We start from the raw sequence: 19,609 nt of genomic DNA, 5'->3' as shown, positions 1-19,609 counted from the left end.
GCACAGGAAACCGGGGGCCGGATCAGCTGATGCGACGGACCCAGTACTCCTTGTACGAGCCGTAGAAGTAGCCGGCGGTCTTCTTCGAAAAGTCGCCCTGCTTGAACAGCGACGGCTTCACGTAAGCCTTCTTCCGCAGCTTCATGACACCTTCCCTTCTGTGCGATTGACATCCGTTATGCCCACGTAGCTTCTGCATAACGGAAGTTGTCTGTGCGACTGGTGTTCACCACGTGAACACCAGAGCCATCATGTCCCGCAGGCCCACCGGTACGCATGATTCCGACTTACCGTCCGAAGTTGGCTGGATAGCGCGAGCGGCGAGGTCCGGGGCAGGCCGCTCCCGACCCTCTCCACCGGGGCCGGGAACGTCGGCCGGGCGCCGTGTGCAGTCGCACACCGCCGGGGTGCGGACACGAGGTGGGCTGGACCACTGACCGGCTGCGGTCGTCGGACCGGGCGGTGAGCTGCCAGGAGAGGGAGCGACCCGCCGGACCCGCGGGGAACCAGCCGGGACGGGCCACCGGGCGGCTCCGCGTCCGCCCTGTTCAGGGGTCGCGGGCGCGCCACCTCGATCGGTGCCACCGCGCTGACGCGTGCTGCCTCACCGGGAAGGGCGCGGCAAGTAGCCATTCGGCCATGCGCCCGCACACCGGGCGGCCCGTCGTCGGCCCGTCGGGGACGCCCGCGTCGGGGCGCCCGCGTCGGGCCCGTCGGGAAACGCCACAGGGGCGGCACCTCCGTGAAGGAGATACCGCCCCTGTGGGACGTACGACGAACTTCGATCAGCCGGAGGGCTCCCGGGCGGGCCCGAGGCCTCCGCGGCGGATCAGAAGTCCATGTCACCGCCCGGCATGCCGCCCGGAGCGGCCGCGCCGGCCTTCTCGGGCTTGTCGGCGATGACGGCCTCGGTGGTGAGGAAGAGCGCGGCGATGGACGCGGCGTTCTGCAGAGCGGAGCGCGTGACCTTCGCCGGGTCGAGAATGCCCTCGGCGATCATGTCGACGTACTCGCCGGTCGCGGCGTTGAGGCCGTGACCGATCGGCAGGTTGCGGACCTTCTCCACGACGACGCCACCCTCGAGACCACCGTTGACGGCGATCTGCTTGAGCGGGGCCTCCAGCGCGAGCTTCACGGCGTTGGCGCCGGTCGCCTCGTCACCCGTGAGGTCGAGCTTCTCGAAGACGGCCGAGGCCTGGAGCAGAGCCACGCCACCACCGGCGACGATGCCCTCCTCGACGGCGGCCTTGGCGTTGCGCACCGCGTCCTCGATGCGGTGCTTGCGCTCCTTGAGCTCCACCTCGGTGGCGGCGCCGGCCTTGATGACGGCCACGCCGCCGGCCAGCTTCGCCAGACGCTCCTGGAGCTTCTCGCGGTCGTAGTCCGAGTCGGAGTTCTCGATCTCGGCACGGATCTGGTTGACGCGACCCTGAACCTGGTCGCTGTCACCGGCACCGTCGACGATCGTGGTCTCGTCCTTGGTGATGACGACCTTGCGGGCACGGCCGAGCAGGTCCAGGCCGGCGTTCTCCAGCTTGAGACCGACCTCCTCGGAGATCACGGTGCCACCGGTGAGGATGGCGATGTCCGCGAGCATGGCCTTGCGGCGGTCGCCGAAGCCCGGAGCCTTGACGGCGACGGACTTGAACGTGCCCTTGATCTTGTTGACGACCAGGGTGGAGAGCGCCTCGCCCTCGACGTCCTCGGCGATGATCAGCAGGGGCTTGCCCGACTGCATGACCTTCTCCAGCAGCGGGATCAGGTCCTTGACGCTGGCGATCTTCGAGTTGACGATCAGGATGTACGGGTCGTCGAGCGACGCCTCCATACGCTCCATGTCGGTCGCGAAGTATGCCGAGATGTAGCCCTTGTCGAAGCGCATACCCTCGGTGAGCTCAAGCTCCAGACCGAAGGTCTGGGACTCCTCGACGGTGATGACGCCTTCCTTGCCGACCTTGTCCATCGCCTCGGCGATCTTGGCGCCGATCTCGGTGTCGGCGGCGGAGATGGAGGCGGTCGAAGCGATCTGCTCCTTGGTCTCCACGTCCTTGGCCTGCTCCAGCAGAGCGGCGGAGACGGCCTCGACGGCCTTCTCGATGCCCCGCTTGAGGGCCATCGGGTTGGCGCCTGCGGCGACGTTGCGCAGACCCTCGCGGACGAGAGCCTGAGCCAGAACGGTGGCGGTGGTCGTACCGTCGCCGGCGACGTCGTCCGTCTTCTTGGCGACCTCCTTGACCAGCTCCGCACCGATCTTCTCGTACGGGTCCTCGAGCTCGATCTCCTTGGCGATGGAAACACCATCGTTGGTGATCGTGGGCGCGCCCCACTTCTTCTCGAGGACGACGTTACGGCCCTTGGGGCCGAGGGTGACCTTGACGGCGTCGGCGAGCTGGTTCATCCCGCGCTCGAGACCGCGCCGTGCCTCCTCGTCGAACGCGATGATCTTGGCCATGTGAAGTGGTCCTCCCGGACAGGGGTGGATTCTCCGGACCGAGAGGCGCCCGCGACGGACGGCCTGCCTGCGTGGTGGTTCCTTGCCCCACCGCGCCTGCGGGCCTCACCGGCCCGGTCCAAGTTTCTGTCACTCTCACCTGGAGAGTGCTAACGCCAATGATTAGCACTCGACCCCTGCGAGTGCAAGCGTCCCTCTCCGGATGTGGACAGCGGCGCGCATCGGATGCGGACGGAGGCGTGCCTCCCGGCGTGGACGGAGGCGTGCTTCCCGGCGTGGACGGAGGCGTGTCTCCCAGCAGGGCCGCCGGGACGCACGGAGGACCCGGTCCCCTGATCCGGGGGCCGGGCCCTGCGTGCGTGAGTAGTGTCGTCGGACGACCGCGCCGAGCTCAGCCGACGGCGAGCTTGACCATGTCGGCCTGGGGCCCCTTCTGGCCCTGCGAGATCTCGAATTCAACTCGCTGACCCTCTTCGAGGGTGCGGTACCCGTCCATCTGGATCGCGCTGTAGTGGACGAAAACATCCGCACCACCGTCGACCGCGATGAAGCCGTACCCCTTCTCCGCGTTGAACCACTTGACGGTGCCCTGAGCCATGCCTAACTCCCCTATTACTGGCCCTTGCACGGGACCGCACTTCGCGGACCCGGGTCGGAACTCACCCCCCGACAGGAGGGGGTGTGCGGCGCCGCAGCGCGTCGACCGCGGCCGAATGTATCCGCCCAACTGCCCTCTGCAACAGGTCAATCGGACGAGAATTCTGGGCACAGCAGAACACGCGAATATGCGGGTTTGCTGAGATTTACGGGCAAGTCGGGCCAGACAAAGGGCACTTATGCCGCAAGAGGCTCACGTACTTTGGCCGCTTCTTATCGGGGCCGGGCGCATTCTCATATGCGGGCGGCACGGGCGGCGGGCGGGGCTTCCCCAACTGTACCGCGCTCAACCATATAGAATTGCCCCCTCCGCTTCTCTCGCGGAGGGGGCAACTGTGGTCACACAGGGGTGCGATGGGCCGCCGAGGAGCGGCCCGGACGGTTCAGCAGCCGCCGGCGACGGCGGGGATGATCGAGACGCCCGCGCCGTCGGGCGTGGCCGCGTCCAGGCCGCCCTCGAAGCGCACGTCGTCGTCGTTGACGTACACGTTCACGAAGCGGCGCAGCTTGCCCTGGTCGTCCAGGACGCGGGCCGCGATGCCCGGGTGGTCCTTCTCCAGGGACTCGATGACCTCGGAGAGCTTGGCGCCCTCCGCCGGGACCTCGGCCTGGCCGCCCGTGTACGTACGGAGGATGGTGGGGATACGGACCTTGACGCTCATGGTGGGTGCCTTCCTGAAGTCTCGGGTGATCAGCCGGCGGCGAGGCCCGCGGCGCGGAACGCGTCCAGGCTCGGCTTGATGGTCGCCGTGGCCTGCGAGGTCGCGGAGACCGCGTCCAGCGTCTTGAGGCCGTCGCCGGTGTTCAGGACGACGGTGGTGAGCGCCGGGTCGATGACGCCCGCCTCGACGAGCTTCTTCGTCACGCCGAGCGTCACGCCGCCCGCCGTCTCGCCGAAGATGCCCTCGGTGCGCGCCAGCAGCTTGATCGCGTCGACGACCTGCTCGTCGGTCACGTCCTCCACCGCGCCGCCGGTGCGGCGGGCGATGTCCAGGACGTACGGGCCGTCCGCCGGGTTGCCGATGGCCAGCGACTTGGCGATGGTGTTCGGCTTCTGCGGGCGCACCACGTCGTGGCCCGCCTTGAAGGCGGCGGAGACCGGGGAGCAGCCCTCGGCCTGGGCGCCGAAGATCTTGTACGGCCGGTCCTCGACGAGGCCGAGCTTGATGAGCTCCTGGAACCCCTTGTCGATCTTGGTGAGCTGGGAGCCGGACGCGATCGGGATGACGATCTGGTCGGGCAGCCGCCAGCCGAGCTGCTCGCAGATCTCGTACGCCAGCGTCTTGGAGCCCTCGCCGTAGTACGGGCGAAGGTTGACGTTGACGAAGCCCCAGCCCTCGCCGAGCGGGTCGCCGATGAGCTCGGAGCAGAAGCGGTTGACGTCGTCGTAGTTGCCCTCGATGCCGACCAGCTCACCGCCGTACACCGCGGCCATGACGACCTTGCCCTGCTCCAGGTCGTGCGGGATGAACACGCAGGAGCGCAGTCCGGCCCGGGCGGCGGCGGCGCCGACGGCTCCGGCCAGGTTGCCCGTGGAGGAGCAGGAGAGGGTGGTGAAGCCGAAGGCGCGGGCGGCCTCGACGGCGATGGCGACGACGCGGTCCTTGAAGGAGTGCGTCGGGTTGCCGGAGTCGTCCTTCACGTACAGGCCGCCGGTGACGCCCAGCTCACGGGCGAGGTTGTCGGCCTTGACGAGCTTGGTGAAGCCGGGGTTGATGTTGGGCTTCTCCGCGACGTCCGCGGGCACCGGCAGCAGCGGGGCGTAGCGCCAGATGTTGTTCGGGCCGGCCTCGATGCGCTTACGCAGCTCCTCCGGGGAGCCGGTGGGCAGGTCGTAGGCCACTTCCAGCGGCCCGAAACAGGACGCACAGGCGAAAAGGGGGCCGAGCGCGAAACGCTCGCCGCACTCGCGGCAGGAAAGCGCCGCGGCGGGGCCGAGATCGACGGCCGGGGCGGAAGAAGCGGTGCTACCTGCAACGGTCTGAACAGCCATGATGGCGGAGGTCCCTTTCTCCTCATCTTCCCTACGACGCATTTCGCCGCAAGACGGAATTGGCACCTTCCCCACCGTGACCTCGCGGTCGGCAGGAGGGTTGCCGGGACTTCAACGGGCCGTTCCCTCAGTCCCTCTGGATGAGCTCTTATGGCGCTGGATCTTCGATCCAGGCGTTTGTGCGCGCTCCGACCCCGACATGCGACGGTCATCCGCGTTGTTCAAGACTGTAACCGAAGCACCGGACCGTTGAGATAGTCGTCCGAACCGCGAGATGGATCACACACAGGGAGTGCCGACCGTGCTCGAAGAGGTGGAACGCTGGCTGACCAGGCGTTCCTGGTCGTCCGGCGACCGCCCGCTGAACCGGCTCACCGACGCCCGGGACGCCGATCCGCACCGCACGTCCGTGAGCGTGGTGCTGCCGGCGCTGAACGAGGAGGCCACGGTCGGCGCGATCGTGGCGACGATCCGCCGGGAGCTGATGGAGAAGGTCCGGCTCGTCGACGAACTCGTGGTGATCGACTCCGGCTCCACCGACGCCACCGCCGCCGTGGCCCGGGCGGCGGGCGCCCGGGTGGTCCACCGGGACGCGATCCTGCCCCGCGTCCCGGCCCTGCCCGGCAAGGGCGAGGTGCTGTGGCGGTCACTCCTGGTGACCAGCGGCGAGATCGTCTGCTTCGTCGACGCCGACCTCAGGGACTTCTCCGCGGACTTCGTCTCGGGCACGGTCGGACCGCTGCTCACCGACCCGTCCGTCCAGTTCGTCAAGGCGATGTACGACCGCCCTCTCGGCGACAGCGCAGGTCAGGGCGGTCGGGTCACCGAGCTGGTGGCACGCCCGCTGCTCAATCTGCACTGGCCCCAGCTGGCCGGGTTCGTGCAGCCGCTGGGCGGCGAGTACGCGGTACGACGGTCCCTGCTGGAGCGGCTGCCGTTCCCGGTCGGTTACGGAGTGGAGCTGGGTCTGCTGGTCGACGCCCTGCACACGGTGGGCCTGGACGCGCTGGGCCAGGTCGACGTCGGCGTACGGAGACACCGCCACCAGGACGGGCAGGCGCTGGGCCGGATGGCGGCGGCGATCTACCGCACGGCGCAGCTGCGGCTCTCCCGGGGCCATCTGGTGCGGCCCGCGCTGACCCAGTTCGAGCGCGGCGACGACGGCTTCGTACCCCGCACCCATGCGGTGGACACGGAGGAGCGGCCGCCGATGCGGGAGATCGCGGAGTACGCGGAGCGCCACGCGGCGTGAGGCGGTGGGCCGCATGACGCCCTGAGGCGTTTGGGGGCTTCCCGAACGGGCTAGGTTCCGCTACATGGTCTCCGAGCACGCCGAACACGAAACCGAACCCGGATCCGAACCCGCGGCCGTCGCCTCCACCGCCCGGGTCCTCGTCGCGTCCAACCGCGGCCCCGTCTCGTACACGCTCGCCGGGGACGGGACGCTCGACGCCAAGCGCGGCGGCGGAGGTCTCGTCTCCGGGCTGAGCGCCGTCGACGACAAGCTGTGGGTCTGCGCGGCCCTCGGCGACGGGGACCGCGAGGCGGTGCGGCGCGGGGTCGGCGAGGCGGGCGTGCGGATGCTCGACATCGACGCCGAGGTCCACGCGGACGCGTACAACGGCATCGCCAACTCGGTGCTGTGGTTCGTCCACCACCTGCTCTACCAGACGCCCGTGGAGCCGGTCTTCGACGCGGAGTTCCGCCGCCAGTGGGCCTCCTACGAGACGTACAACCGGGCCTTCGCCGAGGCACTCGCCGAGGAGGCGGGCCCCGGGGCGTCGGTCCTCGTCCAGGACTACCACCTGGCCCTGGTCCCCGGCATGCTCCGTGAGCTGCGCCCGGACCTCAGGATCGGCCACTTCTCGCACACCCCGTGGGCGCCCGTCGACTACTACCGGCTGCTGCCCGACGACATCGCGGAGCAGTTGCTGCGCGGCATCCTCGGCGCGGACCGGGCCGCGTTCCTGACCCGCCGCTGGGCGGACGCTTTCATCGGGTGCTGCACGGAGATCCTCGGCGGGACGGGCCGGACCAGGATCGGGGTGCACGGCCTGGGAGCCGACGCGGACTTCCTGCGCCGGCGCTCGCAAGAGGCCGACGTGGACGAGCGGATGGCGGCGCTGCGGGAGCAGGTGGGCGAGGGCCGGAAGACCATCGTCCGGGTGGACCGCACCGAGCTGTCCAAGAACATCGTGCGCGGCCTGCACGCGTACCGGGCCCTGCTGGACGCCCACCCCGAATGGCGCGAACGCGTCGTGCACATCGCCTTCGCCTACCCCTCCCGGCAGGACCTCGCCGTCTACCGGGACTACACGGCGGCGGTGCAGGCCCTGGCCACGGAGATCAACGGGGCGTACGGAACGGAGAGCTGGATGCCGGTCGTGCTCCACGTGAAGGACGACTTCGCACGCTCGCTGGCCGCGTACCGGCTGGCCGACGTGGCTCTGGTCAACCCGATCCGCGACGGGATGAACCTGGTCGCCAAGGAGGTCCCCGTCGTCTCCGACCACGGCTGCGCGCTGGTGCTGTCGCGGGAGGCGGGAGCGTACGAGGAACTGGGCGAGGACGCGATCGTGGTGAACCCGTACGACGTGGTGGGCACGGCCGAGGCCCTGCACGAGGCGCTGACGATGAGCGCCGACGAGCGGTCCGGCCGCACGAAGCGACTGGCCGGGGCGGCGACCGCGCTGCCGCCGCAGCAGTGGTTCCTGGACCAGCTGGAGGCGCTGCGGCAGGGGTGAGCCGGTCTTCTGACACGGCGCGGAACCGTTCGTGATACGGCTCGGAGCCGTTCGCGATACGGACCAGGGCCGCTCGCGATACGGCTCAGATCCGCTCGGCCAACGCCGCCAGGAACGCGACCACGGCGGCCGGGCCCGGCACCGACAGGTCCGCGCGCTCGGCCAGCTCGGGCACCTCGGTGCTGCCGCTGCACACCAGGAGGCCGGGGATGCCGTCCGGGCCCTCGGTCCGCAGCTTCTCCACGGCGGCGAACGCGGCGAGGTCCCCGAGGTCGTCGCCCGCGTAGATCACGGACTCGGCGTCCAGCTCCGCGACGAACGTGGCGAGCGCGACGCCCTTGTCCATCCCGGGCGGGCGCAACTCCAGCACCAGGCGGCCCGGTTCGACGATCAGCCCGTGCTTGGCGGCCAGCTCGCCGAGGGGCCCGCGCAGCGTCTCGAAGGCCGCCTGCGGGTCCTGGGCGCGCCGGGTGTGGACGGCGACGGCCTGGCCCTTCTCCTCGATCCAGGCGCCGCGCCAGGCGTCGAACTCGTGTAGTACGCCGGGGAGTTCGGCCCGCGCGGCGGCAACGCCGGGGTGCGGAGCGGGGGCGTTCACGGTGCCGGTCACGGCGTCCCAGCGTTCGGCGCCGTAGTGCCCGAGTACGACAAGGTGCTCCAGTCCGGGAGCGCCCGCGAAACCTCCGTAGCGCACCGCGACGCCCGCCGGGCGGCCGGTGATCACGGCGACGGCGGCGACCTTCGGCGCGAGTGCGGCGAGCGCGGCCACCGTGCCGGGGTGGGCGCGGGCCTGCTCGGGGTCCGGGACGATGTCGGCGAGCGTGCCGTCGAAGTCGAGGGCGACGACCGCGCGGTCGGGCCGGGCGAGAACGGCGTCGAGCCCCTCGCGGCCGGCCGGGGTGGTCGGGTTCGGCAGATGTGCGGAGTGGCTGCCCATGGGACGAGCCTATGCCCTGGACGGGTTGATCACGAGCCTCGTGAACCGTCGCCCTTCCCCCGGCCCCGCCTCCGGCCCCGCCGACCCGTCCGGCTTGACAGTCATTCCCTCACGACTCCATGATTCCATTAATTGACTAATGGAATTGAGGTGAGGTGCGTGGCGGACACGGGCACTCCGAACGCGGCGTCCGGCAGCTGGGCGCTGGAAGCCCGGGGCCTGGGCAAGCGCTACCGACGTGGCTGGGCACTGCGCGACTGCTCCTTCCGGATCCCGGCCGGCCGCATCTGCGGTCTGGTCGGCCCGAACGGGGCGGGCAAGAGCACCCTGCTCGGGCTGGCGACCCGGCAGGTGCAGCCGACCACCGGCGAGCTGCGGATCTTCGGCGTACCGGTCGACGACCCCGCCGTGATGCCCACGTTCGCGTTCCTCGGCCAGGAGAAGCCGCTGTTCAAGCGGTTCACCGTGGCCGACACCCTGCGTATGGGCGCCGAGCTGAACCCGGCCTGGGACGCGGCCGCGGCGACGCGGATCGTCCGCTCGGGCAACGTCCCGCTCCACGCGAAGGTCGGCACGCTCTCCGGCGGCCAGCGCACCCGCGTGGCCTTCGCGCTCGCCTTCGGCAAGCGGCCGGACCTGCTGCTCCTGGACGAGCCGATGTCGGACCTCGACCCGCTGGCCCGCGACGAGATGAGCACCCTGCTGATGGCGGAGGCCGTCGAGCGCGGCACCACGGTGGTGATGTCCTCGCACATGCTGACCGAGCTGGAGGACATGTGCGACTACCTGTTGGTGGTCTCCGAGGGCCGGATCCGGATGGCCGGTGACGCCGACGCGCTGGTCCCGGCCCACGCGCTGGTCACCGGGGTGACCCGGGACGGCTCGCTGCCGACCGAGCTGGCCGACCACACCGTCGTCGAGACCCGCCTCCAGGGGCGGCAGTTCCAGGCGATGATCCGGCCGAAGGCTCCGCTCCCCGCCGACTGGGAGAGCGCCGAACCCTCCCTGGAGGAAGTCCTCCTCGCCCATCTCCGCTCCCCGGACGCGCCCTCGCTCTACACCCAGGGCGCCCGCGTCGAGGCCGAAGGGACCCAGGCCGCATGAGCACCACCCTGACCGAGAAGCCCGCCGAACCCGGCTCCGGACGCCGCCTGCTGCGCGGGATGCCGTGGCTCGTCGTACGCCAGCACCGGGTCGCGCTGGTCTGCGTCCTCGGCCTCACGCTGGTGGGCGCGCTCCTGATCGCGTACGGGCGCAACGAGCTGGTCCAGCTGCTCGACGCGAAGGGGTGGCCGGAGAAGGACGCCGGTCAGCCGATGGAGAACAACCGCGTTCACGAGTACGTCACTTCCATCCTCGGCGGCCTCCCCCTGATCCTCGCCGTCTTCATCGGCGCCCCGCTGATCGCGGGCGACCAGGAGAACGGCACCGCGCAGCTCGTCACCACCCAGTCGGCGACCCGCCGCCAGTGGCTGATCGCCAAGCTGGGCCTGGCCTACACCCTCGCGCTGGTCTCCGGCGTGGTGCTCTCGGCGCTGTTCACCTGGTGGTGGAAGCCGTACCGCTCGGTCTTCCTCAGCGACTGGATCGACGGCGTCATCTTCGACAACACCGGGCCCGTCCTGCCCGCGTTCCTGCTCTTCCTCACCGCGGCGGGCATCACCATCGGCGCCCTGATCCGCCGGGTTCTCCCGGCCATGGTGGTCACGTTCCTCTTCACGGCGGTCACCACCATGTTCGTCTGGGACGAGGTGCGCCGACGCCTCGGCGACACGCACCTGTTCACCTACCCGATGGGCAGCGAACTCCCGGCCCGTTACGCCGAGGCGTACGAGGTGGACCGCTGGGTCGGCAGCGCCGACGGGACCCTGTACGGCTGGGGCACCTGCGCCGAAGCGACCGAGAAGGCGCAGAACGCGTGCATCAAGGAACACGGCATCGTCAACGACGTGATCGAATACCTCGACTACAGCCAGATGGCGTCGATGCAGTGGACCGCCGCAGCCATCCTGCTCGCCGGAACAGCCCTGCTCACGGCGTTCACCCTGTGGCGGGTCACCCGCCGCCCGCTGTGAGGACCGCCCTCTCCGTCTACGTAAAATGTCGCAAGCGAGCGGAAGGTGAAGACCGTGGTCGTGTTCCGCATCGACCGGCGCAGTGGAGTGGCGACCTATCTCCAGATCGTCCGGCAGGTCGAGCAGGCGCTGCGCATGGGCGCGCTGGAGGAGGGTGACCGGCTGCCCACCGCCGCCCAGGTCGCCGCGACCACCAAGGTCAACCCGAACACGACCCTGAAGGCCTACCGCGAACTGGAGCGCATGGGTCTGGCCGAAGTGCGCCAGGGAGCGGGCACGTTCATCACCCGCTCCCTCGCCCAGCCCCAGTCCGGCCCCGGCTCACCGCTGCGCTCCGCGCTCGCCGAATGGCTGGACCGGGCCCGGGCCGAGGGCCTCACCGGGCAGGACGTCACGGCCCTGTTCCACGCGGCGTTCGAGAGCGCGTACCCGGGCGAGGCGCCGGACTGACCGCGCCGGACCGGCCGGCGCCGGTCAGGCGCGGTTGAAGCGGTAGCCGCTGCCGGGGGCGGGGCCGGCACCGCTGCCGGGGTCCTGCCCGCGGTCACCCGGCTGCGCGACGCAGCTTGATCACTGCTGTTTCCCGCACCTTCGCAGGCTGCGTACGGCTGTGACAAAGTGTCTCGGCGCGAGCCGCGCACGGCATCGGCCCCGTGGCACCATGCGCCTCATGAAGGCAGCGTACATAGAGGAGTTCGGGCCGGCGGACGCCATACGGTTCGGTGAACTTCACCCGCCCGTGAAGGGCCCGACGGACGTGCTGGTCGACGTCATCGCCACCACGGTCAACCCGGTGGACACATTCGTCCGCTCCGGTGCGTGGCGGACCCCGGTGACGTTCCCGTTCATCATCGGCCGTGACGTGGTCGGGACGGTCGCCGCCACCGGCGCGGGCGCCGCCGACTTCGCCGTGGGCGACGTCGTGTGGTGCAACAGCCTCGGCCACGGCGGACGGCAGGGGGCGGCGGCGGAGCAGGTGGTGGTGCCGGTCGACCGGCTTTACCACCTGCCGGAACGGGTCTCCCCGACGGACGCGGCGGCCGTGCTGCACCCGGCGGCCACGGCGTATCTCGCGCTGTTCACCCACGGCGCGCTGCGCACGGGGGAGACCGTCCTGATCGTCGGGGCCGCCGGGAACGTGGGAAGTGCGGCGGTCGTGCTGGCCGCCGAGGCCGGCGCACGGGTGATGGCCACCGCCCGGTCCCGCGACGAGGAGTACTGCCGCGGCCTCGGAGCGGAGGGGTTCGCCGACTACCGCGAGCCCGAGCTCTTGGACCGCTGCCGGGCTTTCGCCCCCCGCGGGTTCGACCTGGTCGTCGACGCGGCCGGCTGGAACGACGTGGACACCGCGGTCGACCTCCTCGCGTTCCGCGGCCGTGTCGTGGTGCTCGCCGGCCTCCGGTCACGTCCCGTTCTCCCCGTGGGCCCGCTGTACCTCAAGGACGGATCCGTCACCGGTTTCGTCATCTCCCGCGCCACGACCGCCGAACTCGCGGACGCCGCGCGCACCCTGAACCGGCTCCTGGCACTGGGGCGTCTGCGGGCCCGGGCGGTCGACGAAGCACCGCTGAGCGCCGCGGCCGACGTCCACGCCCGTCTGGAGCGGGGGCAACTGCACGGCAGGCGGGTCCTCCTGCGCCCGGGGTCCGACGCCTGAGCCGACCGTCATGACACGGCGGGTGCGCAGCCCGGGCCCCGCCGTGCCCGCACCCGTCCACCCAACCGCGCACCCCACCGCGCGGTGCTTCGGCGCACCCGCGCACCGGCCGGCACGTCCACGGAGCCCCGACCGCGTGGACTTGACGGACCCGTAAAGCGTCCGTTGACCCAGCCGCACGCCGTTGGCGACGCTTCCGGCCATGACGGACACCGAACTCGAGAACACCCGGCCGGAGAACACCCCGTTCGACACCCCCCTCTTCCAGGTCAGCGCCGAAGCTCAGGTCACCGCATCGCCGGAGAAGGTGTACGCCACGGTCAGCGACCTGCCACGCAGCGGGGAGTGGAGCAGCGAGTGCACCGGCGGGCAGTGGGTCTCCGGCGCCCCCGCGACCGTCGGCGCGGTCTTCCGCGGCGAGAACCACCGCCCCGAGGACGTGGTCGCCTGGGCCCCTGTCGTGCGCGGCGAGTGGACCACCGAGTCCGAGGTCGTCGAGGCCGAGCCCGGCCGGGTCTTCCGCTGGGCGATCCGTGACCGCGCCGGCCTACGGCAGGAGAGCGTCTGGTCGTTCGAGATCCGGGCCGCCGACCACGGCTGTGTCCTGGTGCACCGCTTCTGGATGGGCAGGCCCACCGAAGGCATCCGCGGCATCACCGCCCTCATGGACGCGGCGGAGAAGCGGGCGTTCTTCGGTGACTGGACGGCCAAGCTCACGGCGGACATCACGGCCACCGTCCAGCGGATCAAACAGGTCATCGAGAAGAACTGACCCGGTATCCCCGTATCCCGTACCTCCACGCGTGGCCCGCACGTGCCCGTACGCACTCCGAGAACGAACTGCCCAACCGAACCCTGACTCTCCGCAGCAACCAGCGGGAAGGCGGAAAGATGCTTCTTCAGCGCATAGGAAACCGTGGAATCCGGTTGGGGACGCTCTTCGAGCGCGCGGCGTCCCGGCATCCGGCGAACGTGCTGATCCTCGACCACGAGCTGAGCCTGGCGCCGGACCTCGGCCGCAGGGCGACCGTGGCGGAGCTGGCGGACCTGGTGGCCGAACAGGCCTCCCGGCTCTGGGCGGCGAAGGTCCGCCCCGGCGAACGGGTCGTGGTCCACAAGTCCAACAGCTTCGACATCACGCTGCTCGCCTGTGCGATCAGCCGCATCGGCGCGGTGCCCGTGCTGCTCTCGCCCCAACTCGACGGCGACACCGTGGCCGAACTGATACGCCGCGCGGACCGGCCCCACCTCATCACCGACCGGGCCACACTGGACGAGTCATTACCCGAGGCGGTGTTCGACCTGGCCGAGGACGTCCTGCTCACCTCGGGTCGCCATGACCGGGCCGTGGAACTGGAGGACTTCGCCGGCGTCCGGCGCATCCCTCCGGTGACCATGCCCGCCGATCACCCGACCCTGATCACCCACACGTCCGGCACCACGGGCATCCCCAAACTGGCGGTGCACACCGGATTGACCCTGCAGGCCCGCTACCGTCCGCAGCGGGTGGCGATCGAAGCCGTCATACGCAAGCGGGAAGCCATCGCGATACAGGTCTCGTTCGTCCACTCGCGGCTGTTCACCGCCCTGGCCATCTCGTTGCTCAAGGGCTTCCCGATCATGGTGCTGTCCGACTCGGACCCGGCGCGGGCGGCCAACCTCTTCGCCCGTATCCGCCCGGGGATCCTCGAGGCACATCCCAACACCTTCATGCGATGGGAGAGCCTGGCGGACGACCCGCGCGGACCGCTGGCCAACGTCAAGCTGTTCAGCAGCACGTTCGACGCCATCCATCCGCGCACCGTGCACCGGCTGCTCCACGCCTCACGTCGCAGGGCACCGCTGTTCGGGCAGCTCTACGGCCAGAGCGAGGTGGGCCCCACGGCGGTGCGCGCCTTCACCCGGAGGTTCGCTCCGGATGCGGACGGACGCTGTGTCGGCAGGCCCTTCCCCGGCATGACCGGCATCCGGGTGGTCAGCCGCGACGGACAGCCCCCCTCGGATTCCAACCCCGGCTACATCGAGGTGCGCAGCGACGGACGGATCAAGACCTACCTGGGCGAGCCGGAGCGCTACGCCCAGCAGCTCGCCGACGGCTGGTGGCGGATGGGCGACGTCGGCTACCAGAGCAGGTGGGGGTGTCTGCACCTGCTCGACCGCGAAGTCGACCTGATCCCCGGGTTCGGCAGCACGCTCGCCGTCGAGGACGCCCTCTTCGCGAAGCTGGACGAGCTCACCGAAGTGATCATCATCCCCGGCCCGGACGACACCGCCGTTCCCGTCGTGTGCACCAGAGACGACAAGCCCCTCGATCGGGAGGCGTGGCGCAGGGCGGTGGCCGCACTGCCCGCGATGGCGGAGCCGGTGCAGTGGCGTCTGACGGACCTGCCGCAGACCGCCACCACGAAGATCAAGCGGATCGAACTGGCGCAGCGGCTGACCGCTGCCGGTTCGGGCGAGCAGGGGGCGGCATGACGAGGACGGTCGTCGTCGGGGGCGGTATCGGCGGTCTGGCGGCTGCCCTCGCCATCGCCCGGCGCGGACACCGGGCCGTGGTACTGGAGCGGGCCGACGAGTTCGCGGAGATCGGCGCGGGCATCCAGCTGGCGCCGAACGGGCTCCACGCCCTCGACCTCCTCGGCCTCGGCGACGCCGTGCGCGCCCGCGCGGTGCACATCGACGAACTGAGGTTCATGGACGGCGTGACCGGTGCGCACGTGGCGAGCATGCCGCTCACCGGCACCTACCGGCGCCGGTTCGGCAATCCGTACGTCGTGGTCCACCGCGGCGAGCTGCACCGGTTGCTCGTGGACGCCTGCCGCCGGTCGGCGGCGATCGAGCTGCGCACCGGCAGCCGGGCCACCGGCTACAGCCAGGACGGCTCCGGCGCGACCGTACTCCTGGACGGCGGGGGGCGGGTCACCGCGGACGCGGTGATCGGCGCCGACGGCATCCGCTCGGCGATCCGGCGGCAGCTCGTCGGTGACGGCGAACCGCGTGTATCGGGCATCACCGTGTACCGCACGGTCATTCCGATGGAACGGGTCCCCGAGGAGTTGCGGTGGAACGCCGTGACCTGGTGGGCCGGGCCGGGCCGCCACTTCGTGCACTACGCGATCGCCGGCGGCCGGTACCTCAATCTCGCACCGAGCGTCGAGAACGGAGTCACCGAGTCGTTCGCCGGCGTTCCCGTGGACCGGGAGCGGGTGCGCAGCGCGTTCGCGGCCCTGGACGGGACGGCACAGCGGCTCATCGCCCTGGGCGAGGACTGGAAGTCCTGGGCGCTGGTCGACCGGGATCCGGTGGACCGCTGGACCGACGGACGGGTGACGCTGCTCGGCGACGCGGCACACCCGATGCTGCACTACGCCGCCCAGGGCGCCTGCCAGGCCCTGGAGGACGCGGTCGTACTGGGCGACCTGCTCGACGACACGGACGCGATCCCCGACCGGTTCGAGAAGTACAACGCCGAACGGCACGACCGCACCGCCCGGATCACCCACGCCGCCCGGGCCTCGACCCGGCTGTGGCACCCGGCCGGAGCCGAAGCGAAAGCGAGGAACGAGATGTTGTCAGCCCTGTCCGGCACGGATCTGCACGACCACGTGGCCTGGATGCACGGAGCGCGCGAGTTCGGCACCGTCGGAGCCCGGCCATGAGCGGGGGGCACCTGGCGGTGTGCCTCGTGGGCGCCGGCCCACGCGGGCTGTGTCTCCTGGAGCGGCTGTGCGCCAACGAGCGTGCGGCGCCCTCCCACGAGTCCGTCACCGTCCACGTCGTCGACCCGGCCGCGCCGGGCGCGGGCGCCGTCTGGCGCACCGACCAGTCCCGCCACCTGCTCACCAACACCGTGGCGTCCCAGATCACGGTGTTCACCGACGCGGAAACGCGGATCGAGGGACCGATCGAACCTGGCCCGAGTCTGTACGAGTGGGCCGCCGGCCTGGCCCGCTTCGGGGGAGCCGGCGGGTACGACGAGGCCGTACTCGACGAGGCCCGGGCACTGGGGCCGGACTCCTATCCCACCCGCGCCCTGTACGGACAGTACCTGCGGGACTGTTTCCACCGGGTGGTCGAGCGGGCTCCGGCGCACGTCACCATCGCGGTACACCGCTCGCGCGCCGTCGCGATGGCGGACACCCACGGGTTCCCCGGCGGCCCCCAGGGCATCCGGTCGGAGGACGGGACCAGGATCCACGACCTGGACGCCGTGGTCCTGGCGCAGGGACACCTCCCCGCGCAACTGTCCCCACGTGAGGAACGGACGGCCAGCCTGGCCCGCATCCACCGCCTCACCTACACCCCGCCGGCCAATCCGGCCGATGTGGACATGAGCCGGGTGGAGCCGGGCGAGCCGGTGCTGCTGCGCGGTCTGGGCCTGAACTTCTTCGACCACATGGCCCTGTTCACCGCCGGGCGGGGCGGCGTCTTCGACCGTGTCGGGGACCGGCTGGTCTACCGCCCCTCCGGCCGCGAGCCGCGGCTCCACGCCCACTCCCGCCGCGGTGTGCCGTACCACGCGCGCGGGGAGAACGAGAAGGGTGCCTCCGGCAGGCACGTCCCACGTCTGCTCACCCCCGAGGTGATCGCCGGCCTGCGCAGACGGTCCCACCACGGCGAGCGGGTGCGCTTCCGGACCGACGTGTGGCCGATGATCGCCGCGGAGGTGGAAGGCGTCTACTACGGCACGCTGCTGACCTCACGTGGGGCCGAGTCGGAGGAGTTCGTCCACCGCTACCTGTCCGCGTCACCGCAGCAGCGGGCGTCGCTCCTGGACGACCACGGCATCGCCCTCGCCGACCGCTGGGACTGGGAACGCCTCTCCCGGCCCTGCGACGGGCGAACCTTCGCCGACCGGAAGGACTTCCGCGACTGGGTGCTCGCGTACCTGGAGCGGGACGTGCGTGAGGCGCGGGCGGGGAACGTCCGCGGCCCGCTCAAGGCGGCGCTGGACGTCCTGCGGGACCTGCGCAACGAGGTCCGCCTCGTGGTCGACCACGGTGGCCTCGAAGGCGGCTCGCACCTCAACGAACTGGAGGGCTGGTACACCCCTCTCAACGCGTTCCTGTCCATCGGTCCCCCGGTCTCCCGCATCGAGGAGATGATCGCGCTGATCGAAGCGGGAATCCTGGAGCTCACCGGCCCCGGCACCCAGATCCGCGTCGACACCGAACAGCCCGCCTTCGTCGCCCGTTCGACCGACGTGCCCGGCCCGTCCGTACGATCCCGGCATCTGATCGAGGCCCGCCTGCCCCTGCCCGACGTACGGCGCACCGCTGACCCGCTGCTGCGCCATCTGCTCGTCACCGAGCAGTGCCGCGCCTATCACGTCGAAGGGGAGTGCGGCGTCAGTTACGGGACGGGCGGTCTGGCCGTCACCGAGCGGCCGTGCCGGGTCATCGACGGGCAGGGCCGCCCCCACCCGCGCCGGTTCGCCTACGGCGTTCCGACCGAGTCGGTGCACTGGGTCACCGCCGCCGGAGTGCGCCCCGGCGTGGACTCGGTGACGCTGGGCGACGCCGACGCGATCGCCCGTGCCGTCCTCGCCCTGGGCCCCGCCCGGCAGGCACCCGCGCGACCGGCCGTGGCCGGGAGCGGCCGGATCACGGGGATGATCGTGTGAACGGCGCCCTCCCCGACGCGGGGCTGCTCGACGCGGGGCTGCTCTCACCGGTGCGCGCGGGGACCCCCGTCGAGGCGGAGGTGTGCGACACGGCTTGGCTGCAGGCCATGCTGGACGCGGAGGCCGCACTGGCCCGGGCACAGGCCCGGCTCGGTGTGGTGCCGCCCCTCGCGGCCGAGGTGGTCACCCGGGCGGCCCGCGCCGAGCTGTTCGACCTGCGGGCGCTCGCCGTCTCGGCACGGGAGACCGCCAACCCGGTGGTGGCCATGGTGGCGGCACTCAAAGAAGCGGTGCGGGCCCTGGACCCGGAGGCTACCGAGTACGTGCACCGGGGCTCCACCAGCCAGGACGTCTTCGACACGGGGGCCATGCTGGTCGCGCGCCGCGCGCTGGGGCCGATCCGGGCTGATCTGCACACCACCGCCGAGGCGCTGGCCCGCCTGGCGGCCGAGCACCGGGACACGCCGATGGCGGGCCGCACGCTCGCGCTGCACGCGGTACCCACGACCTTCGGCCTGAAGGCGGCGGGCTGGCGTCAGCTCGTACTGGACGCCGCCCAGCGGCTCGGCGCGGTGGACGCGGCCCTGCCCGTGTCGCTCGGCGGAGCGGCAGGCACCCTGGCCGGCTATGTCGCCGCCGCCCCTCTCACCGGGGCCGCGGCCGATGCGTATCCCGACCAGCTGATCACGGCCTTCGCCGAGGAGACCGGGCTCGCCGAGCCGGTGCTGCCCTGGCATGTGCTGCGCTCCCCGGTGGCCGATCTCGCCTCGGCCCTGGCATTCACCGCCGGGGCGCTGGGCAAGATGGCCGTCGATGTGCAGTCCCTGGTCCGGACCGAGGTCGGCGAGGTCGCCGAACCCGCAGCGCCCGGCAGGGGCAGGTCCTCGGCCATGCCCCACAAGCGCAATCCCGTCCTGGCCACACTGCTGCGCAGCGCGGCGATCCAGGTCCCGCCGATCGCCTCGATCCTGACGCAGTGCCTGGTGTCCGAGGACGAGCGGTCGGCGGGCGGCTGGCACGCGGAATGGCAGCCGCTGCGCGAGTGCCTGCGCCTGGCCGGGGGCGCCGCCCACACGGCCGTACAGCTCGCCGAGGGGCTGCGGGTGCGGCCCGAGCGGATGCGGCAGAACCTGGAGCTGACCGGGTCCCGGACCAGCGCCGAGCGGATCGTCTCCGTGCTCGCGCCCCACCTGGGCGGCGACGCCGCCAGGAAACTGCTCGACGACGCGTCGCAGGAGGTGGAGGAGACCGGGCGCACACTGGCCCAGGTCCTGGGCGACGTCAGCGGACTCGGCCTGGGAGCAGCGGAGTTGGCAGTGCTGTGCGATCCCGTCGGCTACACCGGCGCCGCCGGCCGGCTCGTCGACCGCGCGCTGCGCGCCCGCCCCTGAACCGCGGCCCCACGGCCGTACGCACCGAGTCGGCTGTGCGGGGGGCTCCCGGCCCGCCGCACAGCCGACTCGACGTCGAC

The 19,609-nt window shown here is 71.3% G+C and carries 17 protein-coding genes and 1 riboswitch; of the genes, 11 read left to right on the top strand and 6 right to left on the bottom strand.

The annotated features are described in order from the left end of the window. Nucleotides 1-22: 22 nt before the first annotated feature. The 5 genes from ACH4RG_RS03490 to thrC form a co-directional block, all read right to left on the bottom strand. Nucleotides 23-145 (bottom strand): keywimysin-related RiPP, encoded by a 123-nt coding sequence (locus ACH4RG_RS03490; protein WP_018958807.1) that lies wholly within the window; start codon nt 143-145, stop codon nt 23-25. Between the two features lie 684 nt (nt 146-829). Continuing rightward, the gene (gene groL / locus ACH4RG_RS03485) at nt 830-2,452 is read right to left on the bottom strand and encodes a chaperonin GroEL (protein ID WP_018958808.1); all 1,623 of its coding nucleotides are present in this window, start codon (nt 2,450-2,452) and stop codon (nt 830-832) included. A gap of 391 nt (nt 2,453-2,843) precedes the next feature. Next, nucleotides 2,844-3,050, bottom strand: coding sequence for a cold-shock protein (locus tag ACH4RG_RS03480; protein WP_003967346.1), 207 nt, complete (start codon nt 3,048-3,050; stop codon nt 2,844-2,846). Between the two features lie 442 nt (nt 3,051-3,492). Beyond that, nucleotides 3,493-3,771, bottom strand: coding sequence for a MoaD/ThiS family protein (locus tag ACH4RG_RS03475; RefSeq protein WP_003967347.1), 279 nt, complete (start codon nt 3,769-3,771; stop codon nt 3,493-3,495). Nucleotides 3,772-3,800: 29 nt separating this feature from the next. Further along, nucleotides 3,801-5,102, bottom strand: a complete 1,302-nt coding sequence (gene thrC, locus ACH4RG_RS03470; RefSeq protein WP_397918182.1) for a threonine synthase — start codon at nt 5,100-5,102, stop codon at nt 3,801-3,803. A 19-nt stretch (nt 5,103-5,121) separates the two neighbouring features. Next, nucleotides 5,122-5,249, bottom strand: a riboswitch (SAM riboswitch). Between the two features lie 154 nt (nt 5,250-5,403). Here thrC and ACH4RG_RS03465 point away from each other — a divergent pair. Both ACH4RG_RS03465 and ACH4RG_RS03460 read left to right on the top strand, forming a co-directional pair. After that, complete coding sequence (locus tag ACH4RG_RS03465; RefSeq protein ID WP_397919239.1) at nt 5,404-6,354, top strand: glucosyl-3-phosphoglycerate synthase; 951 nt, start codon at nt 5,404-5,406, stop codon at nt 6,352-6,354. Between the two features lie 64 nt (nt 6,355-6,418). Then, nucleotides 6,419-7,846, top strand: coding sequence for a trehalose-6-phosphate synthase (locus ACH4RG_RS03460; protein ID WP_398539054.1), 1,428 nt, complete (start codon nt 6,419-6,421; stop codon nt 7,844-7,846). An 85-nt stretch (nt 7,847-7,931) separates the two neighbouring features. Here the strand turns inward: ACH4RG_RS03460 and otsB are convergent, their stop codons facing one another. Continuing rightward, nucleotides 7,932-8,783 (bottom strand): trehalose-phosphatase, encoded by an 852-nt coding sequence (gene otsB, locus ACH4RG_RS03455; protein ID WP_398539053.1) that lies wholly within the window; start codon nt 8,781-8,783, stop codon nt 7,932-7,934. A gap of 159 nt (nt 8,784-8,942) precedes the next feature. On the opposite strand from otsB, the gene ACH4RG_RS03450 reads away from it, so the two are divergent. The 9 genes from ACH4RG_RS03450 (at nt 8,943) to ACH4RG_RS03410 (ending at nt 19,529) form a co-directional block, all read left to right on the top strand. Next, complete coding sequence (locus ACH4RG_RS03450) at nt 8,943-9,887, top strand: ABC transporter ATP-binding protein (RefSeq protein ID WP_397918185.1); 945 nt, start codon at nt 8,943-8,945, stop codon at nt 9,885-9,887. Beyond that, nucleotides 9,884-10,858, top strand: coding sequence for an ABC transporter permease (locus ACH4RG_RS03445; RefSeq protein WP_397918186.1), 975 nt, complete (start codon nt 9,884-9,886; stop codon nt 10,856-10,858). The genes ACH4RG_RS03450 and ACH4RG_RS03445 overlap by 4 nt, the downstream gene beginning before the upstream one ends. Before the next feature lie 45 nt (nt 10,859-10,903). Beyond that, on the top strand, nt 10,904-11,308 hold the full coding sequence (locus ACH4RG_RS03440; RefSeq protein WP_018958817.1) for a GntR family transcriptional regulator: 405 nt from the start codon (nt 10,904-10,906) through the stop codon (nt 11,306-11,308). A gap of 220 nt (nt 11,309-11,528) precedes the next feature. Further along, entirely contained in the window at nt 11,529-12,515 is a 987-nt protein-coding gene (locus ACH4RG_RS03435; protein WP_397927553.1) for an NADPH:quinone reductase, read from the top strand. A 202-nt stretch (nt 12,516-12,717) separates the two neighbouring features. Then, on the top strand, nt 12,718-13,287 hold the full coding sequence (locus ACH4RG_RS03430; protein ID WP_397918189.1) for an SRPBCC family protein: 570 nt from the start codon (nt 12,718-12,720) through the stop codon (nt 13,285-13,287). Between the two features lie 119 nt (nt 13,288-13,406). After that, nucleotides 13,407-14,990 (top strand): class I adenylate-forming enzyme family protein, encoded by a 1,584-nt coding sequence (locus tag ACH4RG_RS03425; protein ID WP_397918190.1) that lies wholly within the window; start codon nt 13,407-13,409, stop codon nt 14,988-14,990. Then, entirely contained in the window at nt 14,987-16,174 is a 1,188-nt protein-coding gene (locus ACH4RG_RS03420; RefSeq protein ID WP_398539052.1) for an FAD-dependent monooxygenase, read from the top strand. Before ACH4RG_RS03425 ends, ACH4RG_RS03420 begins: the two co-directional genes overlap by 4 nt. Continuing rightward, a complete protein-coding gene (locus tag ACH4RG_RS03415) occupies nt 16,171-18,138 on the top strand; it encodes an FAD/NAD(P)-binding protein (RefSeq protein ID WP_397918192.1) in 1,968 nt (655 codons plus the stop codon). Before ACH4RG_RS03420 ends, ACH4RG_RS03415 begins: the two co-directional genes overlap by 4 nt. Continuing rightward, nucleotides 18,135-19,529: a lyase family protein gene (locus ACH4RG_RS03410; RefSeq protein ID WP_397918193.1), complete on the top strand. Its 1,395-nt coding sequence runs from the start codon at nt 18,135-18,137 to the stop codon at nt 19,527-19,529. The genes ACH4RG_RS03415 and ACH4RG_RS03410 overlap by 4 nt, the downstream gene beginning before the upstream one ends. Nucleotides 19,530-19,609: the final 80 nt, after the last annotated feature.

Source organism: Streptomyces sp. NPDC021019, assembly GCF_044333295.1.
Taxonomy (GTDB): domain Bacteria; phylum Actinomycetota; class Actinomycetes; order Streptomycetales; family Streptomycetaceae; genus Streptomyces.
Note: the sequence above shows the minus strand (reverse complement) of the source record. Positions and strands in the feature narration are given on the sequence as shown.

What these genes read in the sequence shown, in the direction of transcription:
- ACH4RG_RS03490 (WP_018958807.1), bottom strand. Translation starts at nt 145, where the DNA reads ATGAAGCTGCGGAAGAAGGCTTACGTGAAGCCGTCGCTGTTCAAGCAG.
- groL (WP_018958808.1), bottom strand. Translation starts at nt 2,452, where the DNA reads ATGGCCAAGATCATCGCGTTCGACGAGGAGGCACGGCGCGGTCTCGAG.
- ACH4RG_RS03480 (WP_003967346.1), bottom strand. Translation starts at nt 3,050, where the DNA reads ATGGCTCAGGGCACCGTCAAGTGGTTCAACGCGGAGAAGGGGTACGGC.
- ACH4RG_RS03475 (WP_003967347.1), bottom strand. Translation starts at nt 3,771, where the DNA reads ATGAGCGTCAAGGTCCGTATCCCCACCATCCTCCGTACGTACACGGGC.
- thrC (WP_397918182.1), bottom strand. Translation starts at nt 5,102, where the DNA reads ATGGCTGTTCAGACCGTTGCAGGTAGCACCGCTTCTTCCGCCCCGGCC.
- ACH4RG_RS03460 (WP_398539054.1), top strand. Translation starts at nt 6,419, where the DNA reads ATGGTCTCCGAGCACGCCGAACACGAAACCGAACCCGGATCCGAACCC.
- otsB (WP_398539053.1), bottom strand. Translation starts at nt 8,783, where the DNA reads ATGGGCAGCCACTCCGCACATCTGCCGAACCCGACCACCCCGGCCGGC.
- ACH4RG_RS03445 (WP_397918186.1), top strand. Translation starts at nt 9,884, where the DNA reads ATGAGCACCACCCTGACCGAGAAGCCCGCCGAACCCGGCTCCGGACGC.
- ACH4RG_RS03435 (WP_397927553.1), top strand. Translation starts at nt 11,529, where the DNA reads ATGAAGGCAGCGTACATAGAGGAGTTCGGGCCGGCGGACGCCATACGG.
- ACH4RG_RS03430 (WP_397918189.1), top strand. Translation starts at nt 12,718, where the DNA reads ATGACGGACACCGAACTCGAGAACACCCGGCCGGAGAACACCCCGTTC.
- ACH4RG_RS03425 (WP_397918190.1), top strand. Translation starts at nt 13,407, where the DNA reads ATGCTTCTTCAGCGCATAGGAAACCGTGGAATCCGGTTGGGGACGCTC.
- ACH4RG_RS03420 (WP_398539052.1), top strand. Translation starts at nt 14,987, where the DNA reads ATGACGAGGACGGTCGTCGTCGGGGGCGGTATCGGCGGTCTGGCGGCT.
- ACH4RG_RS03415 (WP_397918192.1), top strand. Translation starts at nt 16,171, where the DNA reads ATGAGCGGGGGGCACCTGGCGGTGTGCCTCGTGGGCGCCGGCCCACGC.